Origin of the sequence: Thioalkalivibrio sp. ALE20, assembly GCF_000381405.1 — a bacterium.
Taxonomy (GTDB): Bacteria; Pseudomonadota; Gammaproteobacteria; order Ectothiorhodospirales; family Ectothiorhodospiraceae; genus Thioalkalivibrio.
In genome coordinates, this window is the sequence record NZ_KB906475.1 from 123,700 (window position 1) to 136,915 (window position 13,216).

Genomic DNA, 13,216 nt, shown 5'->3' on the forward strand with positions numbered 1-13,216 from the left:
CCACGAGGAGGAGGTGGTTATGTCCCAGCGCATCAACTTTCGGCAGGCCAGCTGGCCTGCCGACCGGAAGGCACTGTCCCTGATTCGCCGCGAAGTCTTCGTGGAGGAACAGCAGGTGCCCGAAGACCTTGAATTCGATGGCCTCGACGCCGGGGCCCTGCACTGGCTGGCGGAGGAACCCGGGGGCGAACCCATCGGCACCCTGCGCCTGCTGCCCAGCGGCCAGATCGGACGCATGGCCGTGCGCCGGCCCTGGCGCGGTCACGGCATCGGATCGCATCTGCTCGAATGCGCCCTGAACGCGGCGATCCGCCACGGCTGGCGCGAAGTCTGGCTGAACGCCCAGGCGACTCGCCTGGGATTCTATGCCCGTCACGATTTCTTTATCATCAGTGACACGTTCGAGGATGCCGGCATCCCCCACCGGCGCATGCTGCGGCGCATCCGGAATTCCATGGCCCGCGCCGGATGAGGCGGGCCGGATGACAAAGGAGAAGGCATGAACACGGAAGACCCGCGCGAGCAGGCCCGCGAAATGCTGCGGGAGATGAGCGAAAACGCCGGGCGGATCCTGTGGATCCACGCTCCGGTACCGCTGCTGGAAGAAGTCGCGGACGACGACCTCCCCGGTACCCTCGCGCGCATGGCCCAGCGCCACCGCTCCACCGACATTCGCCTGCTGGTGGACGACGACCTGGCACTCAAGGACCGTCTGCCCGAACTGGTCGGCACGCTCAAGCGCCTGACCACCGCGGTCTCCGTGCGGGTGCTGGGCCCCGACGAAAACGCACCTCTGGTGATGACGGTCATCGCCGATCAGTCCGGCTGGATGCAGTTCACGCGTTCGGGCAGCCAGCGCATCCTGCGGGGTGAAACCGATCATCGAGGCCGGACCCGGCGCCGCGCGGAGGAATTCGAAGCGAGCTGGGAAGCCGGCCGGGATTCGGACGAACTGCGACGTGTCCATCTCTGACCGACGCCGACGGTTCCTGCGGGCGAGCGCGGCCGCCTGCCTCCTCGCCCTGCCTCTCCGTTCCACGGCTCGCGACGCGGCCGACCGTGTCACGGTCATCGACTTGCAGAATCGCCGGGCCGAAGCCGTGGTGCACGACCTGCGCGAACTGTTCCCCGGCGCCACCCTGCAGCCGGATGGCTTCCGCCTTCTGGTGCGCGCGCCGGCGCACGAGATCGAGGAGATCCGCCAGATGGTGGCGGAGCTCGACCGGGCGTCCCCCGATCTGATCCTGCGCGTGCGCCGCCGCCGCGACCACGACGACGAAACCGCCGGCCGTATCCGGCGCTTTACCACCCGGCGAGACGAGGACCGCGAGCAGTTCCTGCGGCTGCGCGACGGAGGGCGCGCCGTTCTGATGGTCGGGGAGACGCTGCCCGCCGGTTACCGCCTGTTTGCCGGCCGTGCCGGCGTGGCCATCGACCCCATCTATCGCGACACGGCGCGCGGCTTCGCCGTGGAACCCCGCATGCAACCCGATGGCCGCGTGCGCGTGGCGATCACCCATCTCCATCAGACGCCCCTGCAGCGCGGCGCCGAGCACGAACGGGTCGCAACGGAGATCACCCTGGAGCCCGGGAGCTGGCACGATTTTGCCGGCATCCGTTCGCGGCTGGAAAGCGACGCCCGCGACGTTCACCCGCCCGTTCGCCGCCGCACCACCCGCGCCCGGGATGACGTATCGCTGGAGATCCGGGTAGACCCGGCGGAGGACGCCACGGCCCCCGGGTTACGCTGAAGTCGTGCCCGGCCCGGGCACGGTGCGCGGGCCGCAACCAGAAAGGCCCGCCGCTGCAGCGACCGGCCCCGGTATGTCTCCGTTCGGCACGGGCCGCCCCGGCGGCGTATACCGCCGGGTGGCCCCGCCTGCCGATCAGTCAGCGCGGAAGCTGTCGTGGCAGGCCTTGCAGGACTGGCCGATCTCGCCGGCCTGACGGCGCAGCTGCATTTCATCGGCCCCTTCATCGATCAGGGCCGTCATGCGCGAAACCTCTTCTTCGAAGTCCGCGATCTTCTGTTCCCAGGTCTCCTGATCTTCCCAGACCTCCATCATGGCATCGGTTTCACCGAGATCGGAGCCCTCGGTAAAGCCCTGCCACGGCATGTCGGCCAGGCGCGCCAGCTGATCGGCACGCTCCAGGAACATCTCCTCGTTGAACGGGATCTCGCCCTGGGCCATGCCCGCCATCGGGCCGAAATTCCAGCTGAAGGCCTTGAACACGCCCTGGCGATACTCGATCGCGTCCTCGGGATCGACGGCCTGAGCGGTACCGGTCATCATCATCGCACCCAGCAGGGCCACGGGAAGACTGCGCAGAAAGAGCTTCTTCATGTTGTGATTCTCCTTTTCGGGCAGAATGAAAGCTGCACGATTGAAATTCCCCTTCATTTTACACCTGCTTGAGGTTCGGAAAAGCGACGCTCGACGCAAAACTCCGACAATAACGTTCGATGAAATCGAAATCTCGACCCGCCGCGGCACCCGATCATTCGATCGAATGCATCACGTTCGATCTGGACGACACCCTCTGGCCGGTGATGCCGGTCATCCGTCATGCCGAAGACCGTTTCTACGCCTGGCTGCGCGAACGCGCGCCCGCAGTCTGCGCCCGCTTCGAGCCCGAAGAGCTGGTGGCCGACCGCGCGGGCTTCATGCGGGCCGCACCCGAAGAAGAGCGCCACGACCTGACCCGCCTGCGCAAGCGATGGCTGCGCGGTCTTGCACAACGCTGCCAGGTCTGTCCGGACACCCTCGTGGAGGAAGGCTTCGCGGTCTTCTGGCATGCCCGCAACGAGGTGACCCCGTTCCCGGAGGCCGATGCGGTGCTCGCCCGCCTGCATGGCCGATTCACCCTCGGCGCCATCAGCAACGGCAACGCCGACGTGTTCCGCACGCCTCTGGGTCGTTATTTCGATTTCGCCGTTCCCGCAGCCGAAGCGGGCGCCGCCAAACCCCATCCGCGAATCTTCGAACAGGCGCGCCGGCGTGCCGGCGTACCGGCACCGGCCATCCTCCATGTCGGCGACGACCCCGTGGCGGACATCCTCGGGGCGCTGGATGCGGGTCTCAACGCCGCCTGGTACAACCCCGACGCGCTGCCCTGGGAACACCCGGTTCCCGCCCCGCCGCGTCTGGGCCGTCTCGGGCAGCTCCCGCGCATACTCGGCTTGCACGACTGACTTGTTGTTAGAATCGGCCCCCATGCCACAGCGCCCCGAACATGCCGGCACGGAGGAACACGGCGGCCCGCCCGACACCGCCCATTTCGTCACCCACGTGACAGAAGCCGGCGAAGTGCGCGACATGCGTACCAGCGAGGCCATCTACAACGCTCACGGCCAGAAGCTCATCGAGGCCGGCCAGCCTCTGGACCGGCGGCTGTTCGAGCGCCTCACCACACACAAACTGCTGCGCCCGCTGGACGCCAGCATCGACGTCGCCGAACCGGTGGACCGGGCGGCCCTGCGCGCCACCTCCGAACGTGTCGCGGAAGAAGACCCGCTGACCCGCGCCCTGATGGCCGTGGCCTCGCGGCCCCGCGAAGCCGTCGCGGTGCCCTCCTCCCTGACCCTGGACCCGGCGCTGGCAGGCAAACTGTCCATTCTGCAGGAACGCATGCCGGAGGCGTTCGAACACGCCGTCCAGGTGTCGCTGGGCGCCACGCTGCTGGGAATGGAGCTGCGCCCGCCGGACACCGCCTTTGCCCGCGATCTGGCCACGGCCGGACTGTTCCATGACATCGGCTATCTGCATATCGACCCGGCGATCTTCGAATCCCGCGCCCCGTTGACGCCCGAACAGGAACGCCAGCTGCGCAGCCATCCGGTGATCGCCTGGCTCACGCTCAAGCGTTTTCCCGCGTGCCACCCGGGGGCCAGCCATGCGGTCCTGCAGCACCATGAGCGCCTCGATGGCAGCGGCTACCCACGCGGTCACGCAGGCGAGACGCTGGAGCCGGCGGGTCGCTGCCTGGCGGTGATGGAGCTTGCCTCCGCCCTGTGCGGCCGGCAGGATCCCGCGGCCCTCTCGGCGATCCTCAAGGGCCACGCCGGCCAGCTCGATGGCGACGCTCTTCGCGTCCTGCTGCAGGCCATGGACCACTGCCCCGTCGCCGAATCGGCCCCGCAGGAGACCGGCTCTCCGGTCGACTGGGAAGCCCTGCGTGCCGGGATCGAATGCGTGGAACAGGGCCTCGAGCGCATGGAACAGCTCGATCCGGCGTCGCAGGCCATCCTCCGGCGCCATCTGGAGCCGCTGACCCGCCTGCTGGACCGGGCCGGGCTGCGCGGGCTGTCCCTGGACCTGATCCGCGACAGCATCGCCCAGGATGCATCCCTGCGTGTGGAAACCGCCGCGCTGCAGAACGACGTGCGCTATCGCCTGCGGCTGCTGGCACGGGAACTGCCCGACACCGACGAAGAACTGCCGGAGGCCCTGCGCGACTGGGCCCGGCGACTGCGAGAGGCCACCGGTTAAGTCGACCGGGCCCGCTCGGGCTGTTTCAGGCCGGACGCGGGAGCCGGTGCAGCGTCGCGTACAGCACCGGCACCACGCCGAGGATCAGCACCGTGCCGGCGGCAAGGCCGCTCATCACGGCGATGGCCAGCGGCGCCCAGAACGGTCCGGACAGCGCCAGCGGGATCATGCCGAGGATGGTGGTCAGGGCGGTCAGGAGCACCGGGCGGAAACGATTGACCGCGGCCTCGATCAGGGCCTCCAGGGGTTCCAGTCCGCGGCGGCGTTCCAGCTCGGCCTGCTCCACCAGCACAATCGCATTGCGCAGCAGGATTCCGCCCAGGCTCATTGCCCCCAGCAGGGCGATGAAACCGAACGGCTGCCGGAACAGCAGCAGACCCGCGACCACGCCCACCACCGCCAGCGGGACGCTGAGCGCCACCACGAGGGTGTTGCGGAAGCTGTTGAACTGCCAGAGCAGTAACACCACCATCAGTCCCAGGACAATGGGCACCGGCGCCAGCACACTGGCCTGCGCATCAGCGGCCGCCTCGAACTCGCCGCCCCATGCCCGCTCCACTTGCCCCGCATTCCCGGTGCCCTGCAGCAGGGTGTCGATCACCGGGTCGGCCTCGCGCACGAAACCGCTGGCGGTGGCACCGGGGGCAAGGTCCGCCTGCAGGGTCACGGTGGGGCGCCGGTCATGGCGCCAGATCACCGCCTCGTCGAACACGGGCTCCACCTCGGCTACCTGGCCCAGTGGCACCGCGGCACCGCCGTCGCGCGGCCAGATCTCCAGGGTGTGCAGCTGTGCCAGATCCCGGCGTTCATCCTCCGGAAAGCGCCACAGCACCGGCAGGGCCTGATCGCCATCGCGAAAGACCCCGATCGGCATGCCGCTGACTCCGGCCTCCAGGGTCTCGGCCACCTCGGCGCTGGACAGCCCGGCCGCTCGGACCCGGTCCTGATCCACCTGTACGTCCAGCGTCAGTGTGCGTTCGCGCCAGTCATGCCGGGGCCGTTCCAGGTCGGGGTGACCTTCCATCCATTCCAGCACGCGGTCGGCGGTGGCGCGCAGTTCGGCCCGGTCCTGCGGCCCGGACAGCCGCAGCTCCACCGGATAGCGCACGGGCTCCCCCAGCTGCATCGGCCGCACCCGAGGTTCCGCCCCGGGGAAGCGACCGTCCATCCATTCGCGGGTCTCCGCGATGATGTCATGCAGTCGATCCACGTCTTCGACCTGCACCAGGATCTGGGCCAGCGCCGGATTGGGAAGTTCGGGCATCATCGGCAGATAGAACCGCGGCGACCCCTCGCCGATGAAGGCCGTGTAGCTTTCCACCTCGGGGTGCTGCGACAGCCAGGATTCCAGACGCGCCACATCGGCTGCGGTGGACTCGATGCGCGTCCCTTCTCCCCGCCAGTGATCGATCATGAACTGCGCCCGGTCGGCCGGCGGGAAGAAGATCTGCGGTACCAGCGCAAAGGACGCGACCGCGACCAGCATCAGGCCGACCACCGACGCCAGGGTCCGGCGGCGATGGCGCAGCATGGCCGTGAGCGCCCGGCGATAGAACGCGAGCAGCTGCGTGCCGATTCCGGGCGTCTCCGTACCGGTCGGGTCGCCATTCGCCGGAGCCGGCAACCAGCGCCACGCCAGCAGGGCCGTCAGGGTCACCGCCAGCAGCCACGACAGGCCCAGCGCGATCGCCACCACCCAGAACAGCGAGCGGGTGAACTCGCCCACCAGGGTCGGCGTCATGCTGATCGGCGAGAACGCCAGCGCTGCGATCAGGGTCCCGATCAGCAGCGGCCCGCCGGTCTCGCTGACCGCCTCGCGCGCCGCCTGCAGCCGCTCGGTGCCGCGCTGGATGCGGGTCATCATCAGTTCGGCAACGACGATCGCGTTGTCCACCAGCATCCCCAGGACCACGATCAGGGCCCCCAGCGAGACCCGGTGCAGTTCGATGCCGGCCACCCACATCACGAAAAAGGTCGCCAGGATGGTCAGCGGCACGCCCATGCCGACGATCAGGCCGGTGCGCCACCCGAGCGCCACCAGCAGCACCCCCAGCACGATGACCACGGCCGTGGCCAGGTTGCCGCCGAAATCCAGGATCGCCGCGCGCACGGTCTCCGGCTGGAAGTTGACCGTGTCGATGTCGATTCCCACCGGGCGATCCCCGCGCAACGCCTCGATGCGCTCCAGGACGTCGTCACCCAGGGCGACCACGTTGGTCCCTTCGGTCGGGCTCACCCCCAGCGCGACCGCCGGCTGGCCGTTGTAGCGCAGCATGCGTTCCGGCGGCTCGGCGTCACCGCGGTGCACTTCGGCCACATCGCGCAGCTGGAAACGCTCGCCGGTCTCGGGGTTGTGGATGGCCAGGTGGCGAACGTCGTCCACCGATTCGAACACCCCGGAGACGAACAGCCGTACGCGGTCCTCCTCCAGTTCGATCGCCCCGCCGGGCGCCACCACGTTCTGGCGCTCCAGAGCCTGGATGATCACCCCCGGATGCAGATCCAGTGCGGCCAGACGCGAACGCCGGGTCTCGACGAAAATCCGCTCGCCGCGATCGCCGAACAGCTCGGCTCGTGCCACCCCGGGCAGGCGCAACAGTTCACGGCGCAGTTCATCAGCGTAGTCGTGCAGCTCGCGGTGGCTGTAGCCCTCGCCGTGGATCGCCAGCAGGGTGCCGAAGACATCCCCGTAGTCGTCGTCCACCAGCGGACCGCGAATCCCCTCCGGAAGATCCGGCACCGCCGCGCGCACGGTGCGTTCCAGCTCGTCCCATACCTGGCGCTGGGCCTGATCCCCCAGAGCCTCGTCGACGTGGACGAAGATCACCGATTCGCCATGGCGGCTCACCGACTCCAGTTCATCCAGCTCGTCGAGCTGCTGGATATGGCGCTCCAGGACCTCGGTGACCTCCTCCTCCACCCGCGTGGCTCGAGCACCGGGATACGCGGTCTGCACCAGCGCGGTCGGCACGGTGAACTCGGGATCCTCGAGCTTGCCCATGTCGATGAAGGCCCAGGTCCCGCCGAGGACCAGCAGGGCCGTCAGGAACACTACCAGCCGGGCCCGCTGGATAGCCCAGGTCGCGGCGTTGAACCCGGACCCGGCGTTGTCGCCGCCGGGCGGGTTCACGGCCGGTTGCCCCCGGCCCCGGTGTCGCGCCCCGAAGCCGGGGACTCGTCATTGAACCGACGGGTACGCTGGCCCTCGCGCAGCCGTCCGGCACCCGCGGAGACCACCTCGTCACCCGGCTCCAGATCGCCCTGCACGCGCACCCCGCGACCATCCGCGCCGAGCACTTCCACCTGGCGCGGGGCGACGCGGCCGTCCTCCGGGTCCCGCACCCACACCGCGTAGCCCTCCGCGTGTTCCACCAGAGCGGACGGCGGCAGCACCACGCCGACACCCGCTTCAGGACGCGCCCGGAAGGCGACCTCGGCGGTCATCCCCGGGAGCAGACGCCCGCGGTCGGCGGCGCCCTCCCGCTCGCGGGCAGCATCGATAGACACCTTGACCGGATAGGTCTGCCGTCCCGGCAGCACGTCCACCCCGACCGACCGGATGCTGGCGGAGAAACGCGCGTCGTCCAGCGCCGGAATGCGTACCTCCACCGCCTCCAGCCGGTCCCGCCAGGCCAGCAGCCCCTCGGGGATGCCGACCTCGATCTCGATGGATTCCAGATCCTCGAACAGGACCACCGGGTGATGGGCCTGCACCGGTTCATGTGGTTCCAGGTCGCGTTCGGCGACGTAACCGGTGAACGGGGCCCTGAGTTCGCTGTCTTCCAGTGCGTCGCGCGCCTGCTCCAGCTGCGCCTCGATGCGCCGGATCCGGCCCCGGGCGGCCTCGCGCTCCTCCTCGCGGCCGCCGGCCCGCGCGATGGTCAGCGCCTCCTGCGCCGAACGCCGGTCCGCCGCGGCCTCGCGCAGGGCCCGGCGGGCGCGGTCATATTCCGACTGACTCACATGACCGTCGTCGCGCATGCGCGCCACCCGGCGGTATTCGGACTCGGCCTGTTCCTCGCGGGCCCCGGCCGCCTCCAGCCGCGCCTCCAGCTGGCGCCGTTCTTCCTCGCGTGCGCCGTGCTCCAGCATCAGCTGCTCCGCGCGGGCCTCCACCAGACCGCCCTCCAGTTCACGCACCCGGCGCTGGAAATCGCGCGGGTCCAGGCGCGCCAGGAGGTCGCCCTCGTCCACGCGTTCGCCGCGCTCCACCGCGACCGACTCGACCACACCTCCGACGCGAAACGCCAGCCAGGCACGTTCCGCCGCCTGGGTACGCCCGGAGAAGCGGCGCTCGATGAGAGTGTCCCGCTCGCTCACGGTGACCAGCTTGACGGGCCGTTCGGGTGCGGGCGCCTCCGACGGCCCCTCGCCACATCCGGTCAACACCAGCGCCAGTATCAGGACACCCGCGGCGTAACCCGCCGTCCGGCGACGCGGCCACCCGCCGGTCATGATCCCCGCCACTGCGCCAGCGCCGCTTCCACGCGTTCTACATCGCTCGGGGTATCGACACCGGGCGGATGCGCCTCCGCACGCAGCCCCACTTGTATATGCGCGCCCATCGCCAGGGCTCGCAGCTGCTCCAGCTGCTCGAGGCGTTCGAGGCGCGCCGGCGGGGTCGCACTCATGCGCCGCAGGAACCCGGCGCGATACGCGTACAGCCCGAGGTGACGCACGGCCGCCGACGTGTCGGGTTCGCGGCCGGCGCGCGCGGCCTCACGGTCGAAGGGAATGGGCGCGCGGGAAAAATACAGCGCTCGCCCGTGGTCGTCGGTCACCAGCTTGACCTGGTTCGGATCGTGCACATCGGCCGCACTGCCCAGCGGCACGCCGAAGGTCGCCATCCCGGCCTCCGGCGATTCCGCCAGCAGGGCCGCCAGCTCGTCGAGGAGCCCGCCGGGTGTCAGGGGTTCGTCCCCCTGCAGGTTCACCACCAGGGATTCGTCACCCCAGCCCTCCGTCGCGGCCACCGCGGCGATGCGGTCGGTGCCCGACGGGAGCTCCGCGGCGGTCAACACCGCCTCAGCGCCCGCCTCGCGGGCTGCGGCCAGCACCCGTTCATCGTCGGCCGCCACGATGACGCGGGAGGCACGACTCTCCCGCGCACGCGCGACGACATGCGCGATCAGCGGACGACCGGCGACCGGCACCAGCGGCTTCTCCGGCAGACGGCTGGAGGCCAGCCGCGCCGGGATGACGACAACGAAGGGTTCCACGGCGCCCTCAGACGTCGCGCCAGCGTTCCTTTTCCTCGTCCGACAGGCGCCGGGCCTCGTCCACCAGCATCACCGGGATCTCGTCCCGAATCGGGTACGCCAGACCGGCCTGAACCGAGATCAGCTCCTGATTCTCGCGGTCGTATTTCAGCGGGCCCTTGGTCTCCGGGCAGACGAGGATGTCGAGAAGGCGGTTGTCCATGTTGTACTTACCCCAGATGGCGGAGCCGGATGCTGGTCCTGAGACGCTGCAGCAGGGCCGACTCGAAAGTGGCTGGAAGGCTGGCCGCCACGGGCCAGTACCAGTGGCGGGATTGCGCGAACGACCGGCATTTTACGGCATCCTTCTCGGTCATCAGAACCGGCAGGTTGTCATCAAACGCCAGATCACGCGCGCGGAAGCGATGGTGGTCCGGAAACGGGTGCCGGATCACGTAGATGCCGCGCTGCTCCAGCATGGAAAAAAAACGTTCCGGGTCGGCAATGCCGGCGACCGCGTGGACCTCCTGCCCGCCCAGAAACCTCGGGCGCATGATCTCGTCACTGCCGTCCACCCGCCGCAGGCGCGAGGCCGGTACCAGCTGCATCGGGATCTCGTCGGCGCCGGCCTCGCCACCGGTCCGCACGACGAAATCGGCCCGCGCACGTGCCGCCTTCGGCTCGCGCAGCGGCCCGGCCGGCAGACACAGACCGTTGCCGAGGCCCCGGCGCCCGTCCACCATCAACACGGTCAGATCCCGTGGCAGTCGATGGTGCTGCATGCCGTCATCGGCGATCACCACGTCCGCGCCGCGGTCGGCCAGCGCGCGTGCGCCACGCACGCGATCGCGGTCCACCTGGACCGGCAGCCGGGTCCGTCGGGCCAGCAGCACGGGCTCGTCCCCGACCTCGGACGGATCCGAATCCGGATGCACCGCCTGCCCCGCCTCGCCACGCCGGCCATAGCCACGGGACACGATGCCCGGACGATATCCCGCCTCCGTCAGACGCCGCGCCAGCCAGTCCGTCATCGGGGTCTTGCCGCTGCCGCCGACCGTCAGATTCCCGACCACGATCACCGCCTTCAGCGGCAGTCGGGTAGTCCGGCGGATCTCTTCCAGGCGCATGCGGTTGTATTCCGCAAGTCCGGCGTAGGCCAGCGACAGGGGATACAACGTCGCGGCCACCGGGCCGCGGTGGCTCCAGTGCCGCCACCACCATCGACTCAGCCAGGCCGTATTCATGCGCGGCCTCCGTTCCCCGGCGACGGGCTCACCAGTCCCAGACCTCGGCCAGCAGCGTCTCGAAATGGTCATCCACCCGCCGGCGCTCGTCCCAGAACCGGCGGCGGGCGGCATCCCCAAGCTGCCGGCGGACGGCGGCATCGTCGCGCAACGCCGTCCAGCGGGCCAGCACCGCCTGCGGATCGGCGTGCACCTCCACCGGCAGTTCCAGGGTCCCTTCGCGCCCGAGACTGACCGCGGTCCCGCCCGCAAGCGCCTGCCACAGCACCCGCGATCCCGGGGCATCCAGATGCACCGCCTGCGCCGCGCTGGCCGCCGCGGCGAACCAGCGCGGGTCGTCCAGCTGCACGACATTCCCGGGCGCGAGCGCATTGCGATCCCATTCGCTCACCCGCAATGAACGCCCCGGCAGCGGGTGACCGGGGTCCTCTTCCAGACTGGCCAGCAGGATGTCCTCCTCCGCGAAACCGGAGGCCTCCCAGGCGGCGCGCCAGGCCGGCCAGCCGGCCGCAGTGCCGTGCCACCACCACAGCCGGCGTACCTCGCCACCCACCAGCGAGCGCAGGACCACATCCGCCTGCGCTTCGACGAAACGCGCCATCGGATCCGCCGGTTCCAGCCACCGCGCGGCACCGCCGTCGCCGGCGTGCTCATTCCAGCGCCGGCTCTCTTCCGGATCGCGGGGCCAGGCCAGCTCCAGACCCCGCGCCGCCGGCCGCGCCGGCGGTGCCGCGTTCACCGCGATCACCGGGGCCTGTGTGGCTTCCAGCAAGTTGGGCGGGGTCACGCCGCCCGCCAGGATGATGCCCGCGGGCTGGAAGCGGTCCAGCACGCGGCGCACGACCCGTGGCCGATCGCAGGGGCCGTACCCCACGCCCACCTTGCGAAACGGCTGCATGTGCTGTTCGAACAGTTCGGGGCAGGCGCGCTCGAAGGTCAGCACCAGGCGCACGTCCTGACGCTTGTGGCGCACGAATCCCAGCAGTTCGATCCCCAGGCGCAGGCTCTCGGGGTCGGCCCCGGCCCGAATCCAGATCAGGCGGCCACGGTCCTCCGGCGGACTGAGGAACCCCAGCCGCGCCAGCGCGCGTGCCCGGTCACCGCGGCGCCAGTCCCGCCCGACCGCGCTCCAGACTCCCGCCAGTCCGGCCCCATATCCCGGTTCGGTCGTGTACATGCCGCTCAGTCGTCCGCCGCCCGGCCGTCATCACCCAGTGTCGCGATCGACACCGCGCTGACACCGAGGCGGCCCACCACGTCCAGCGCCCGCACCACCGACTGGTGACTGGCACTGGCGTCCGCGCGGATCACCACGGGGTCATCGCCGCGGGCCTCGAGAACTTCGCCCAGCACCTGTTCCAGGGTTTCGGCCCGACGGTTCACCAGTTCCCGCCCGTCCACGAAATAACGGCCGTCGGCGTCCACCACGATGTCGATCCAGGCGCGATCGTCCACCTGTTCCGCTTCCCGGTCGGCCGATGGCAGGGTGATGTCGATGTCGGCGTGCCGGTCGAACGTGGTGGAGACCATGAAGAAGATCAGCAGCAGGAACACCACATCGATCAGCGGCGTGAGATTGACGCCGGGCTCCTCGCGTTGTGTGGGCGGGCGGAACTTCACGCCCGGCCTCCGGCCTCGACGCTGCTGGCACTGCGCTCGCCGTGCATGATCTCGACCAGCTTGGTGGCTTCCTGCTCCATCTCCAGCACCAGCTCGTCGATCCGGCCGCGGAAGTAGCGATGGAAGATCAGCGCCGGAATCGCGATCCCGATGCCGGTGGCGGTGGTGATCAGCGCCTGCGAGATGCCGCCGGCCAGATCCCGCGGGCTGCCCACGCCGATCTCGGTGACCACCGTGAAGACCTCGATCATGCCGACCACGGTGCCCAGCAGCCCCAGCAGCGGCGTGATCATCGCGATGGTGCCGAGGGTGTTCATGTAGCGTTCGAGTTCATGGGCCACCCGCCGGCCCGCCTCCTCGATGCTTTCCTGGGTAATCTGGCGGGTACGGTCATGGGTCGCCAGACCCGCGGCCAGCACGGCCCCCAGCGGGGAATTTTCACGCAGGCGCTCGATGTCCTCCATCGACAGGCCGTGTTCGCGCATCTGTTCCCATACGCGCGCCAGCAGGCCCTGCGGTACCACTCGCCCTCGCCGCAGCGAGATAAAACGTTCCAGGATGATCGCCACGGCCAGCACCGAGCACAGCAGGATCGGCACCATCAGCCAGCCGCCACTTTTCACGATCTCGAGCATTCACTGCCTCCTTGGAGTTACCACGCGAT

14 protein-coding genes are annotated in these 13,216 nt (G+C 69.6%); 5 read left to right on the forward strand and 9 right to left on the reverse strand.

What is annotated here, in order from left to right; genetic code table 11:
- Positions 1-19 precede the first annotated feature (19 nt).
- Genes F790_RS0109110 through F790_RS0109120 form a run of 3 tightly spaced genes read left to right on the forward strand, consistent with a single transcriptional unit; the run spans position 20 to position 1,751 of the window.
- Positions 20-472, forward strand: coding sequence for a GNAT family N-acetyltransferase (locus tag F790_RS0109110; RefSeq protein WP_019591459.1), 453 nt, complete (start codon positions 20-22; stop codon positions 470-472).
- Positions 473-499: 27 nt separating this feature from the next.
- Entirely contained in the window at positions 500-973 is a 474-nt protein-coding gene (locus F790_RS0109115; RefSeq protein ID WP_019591460.1) for a hypothetical protein, read from the forward strand.
- Positions 960-1,751 (forward strand): secretin N-terminal domain-containing protein, encoded by a 792-nt coding sequence (locus tag F790_RS0109120; protein ID WP_038036658.1) that lies wholly within the window; start codon positions 960-962, stop codon positions 1,749-1,751. Before F790_RS0109115 ends, F790_RS0109120 begins: the two co-directional genes overlap by 14 nt.
- 135 nt (positions 1,752-1,886) lie before the next feature.
- Here the strand turns inward: F790_RS0109120 and F790_RS0109125 are convergent, their stop codons facing one another.
- Entirely contained in the window at positions 1,887-2,402 is a 516-nt protein-coding gene (locus F790_RS0109125; RefSeq protein WP_019022146.1) for a cytochrome c, read from the reverse strand.
- A gap of 62 nt (positions 2,403-2,464) precedes the next feature.
- Here F790_RS0109125 and F790_RS0109130 point away from each other — a divergent pair, with 62 nt between their 5' ends.
- Positions 2,465-3,193: an HAD family hydrolase gene (locus tag F790_RS0109130; RefSeq protein WP_019591462.1), complete on the forward strand. Its 729-nt coding sequence runs from the start codon at positions 2,465-2,467 to the stop codon at positions 3,191-3,193.
- A 22-nt stretch (positions 3,194-3,215) separates the two neighbouring features.
- A complete protein-coding gene (locus F790_RS0109135; protein WP_019591463.1) occupies positions 3,216-4,490 on the forward strand; it encodes an HD-GYP domain-containing protein in 1,275 nt (424 codons plus the stop codon).
- A 25-nt stretch (positions 4,491-4,515) separates the two neighbouring features.
- Here the strand turns inward: F790_RS0109135 and F790_RS0109140 are convergent, their stop codons facing one another.
- From F790_RS0109140 to F790_RS0109175, 8 genes are read right to left on the reverse strand one after another with little or no spacing between them, the layout of a single operon-like run.
- Positions 4,516-7,620 carry an efflux RND transporter permease subunit gene (locus tag F790_RS0109140; RefSeq protein ID WP_019591464.1) on the reverse strand — a complete coding sequence of 1,035 codons (3,105 nt, stop codon included), beginning with the start codon at positions 7,618-7,620 and terminating at the stop codon, positions 4,516-4,518.
- The gene (locus F790_RS0109145) at positions 7,617-8,945 is read right to left on the reverse strand and encodes an efflux RND transporter periplasmic adaptor subunit (protein ID WP_026332913.1); all 1,329 of its coding nucleotides are present in this window, start codon (positions 8,943-8,945) and stop codon (positions 7,617-7,619) included. Before F790_RS0109145 ends, F790_RS0109140 begins: the two co-directional genes overlap by 4 nt.
- Positions 8,942-9,709 (reverse strand): 3-deoxy-manno-octulosonate cytidylyltransferase, encoded by a 768-nt coding sequence (kdsB, locus tag F790_RS0109150; protein WP_019591466.1) that lies wholly within the window; start codon positions 9,707-9,709, stop codon positions 8,942-8,944. Before kdsB ends, F790_RS0109145 begins: the two co-directional genes overlap by 4 nt.
- 7 nt (positions 9,710-9,716) lie before the next feature.
- Positions 9,717-9,911, reverse strand: coding sequence for a Trm112 family protein (locus tag F790_RS0109155; protein WP_018869574.1), 195 nt, complete (start codon positions 9,909-9,911; stop codon positions 9,717-9,719).
- Positions 9,912-9,918: 7 nt separating this feature from the next.
- Positions 9,919-10,932 (reverse strand): tetraacyldisaccharide 4'-kinase, encoded by a 1,014-nt coding sequence (gene lpxK, locus F790_RS0109160; protein ID WP_019591467.1) that lies wholly within the window; start codon positions 10,930-10,932, stop codon positions 9,919-9,921.
- A 28-nt stretch (positions 10,933-10,960) separates the two neighbouring features.
- The gene (locus tag F790_RS0109165) at positions 10,961-12,109 is read right to left on the reverse strand and encodes a glycosyltransferase N-terminal domain-containing protein (RefSeq protein WP_019591468.1); all 1,149 of its coding nucleotides are present in this window, start codon (positions 12,107-12,109) and stop codon (positions 10,961-10,963) included.
- A gap of 5 nt (positions 12,110-12,114) precedes the next feature.
- Positions 12,115-12,552, reverse strand: a complete 438-nt coding sequence (locus F790_RS0109170; protein ID WP_018869577.1) for a biopolymer transporter ExbD — start codon at positions 12,550-12,552, stop codon at positions 12,115-12,117.
- Complete coding sequence (locus F790_RS0109175) at positions 12,549-13,187, reverse strand: MotA/TolQ/ExbB proton channel family protein (RefSeq protein WP_018869578.1); 639 nt, start codon at positions 13,185-13,187, stop codon at positions 12,549-12,551. The genes F790_RS0109170 and F790_RS0109175 overlap by 4 nt, the downstream gene beginning before the upstream one ends.
- Positions 13,188-13,216: the final 29 nt, after the last annotated feature.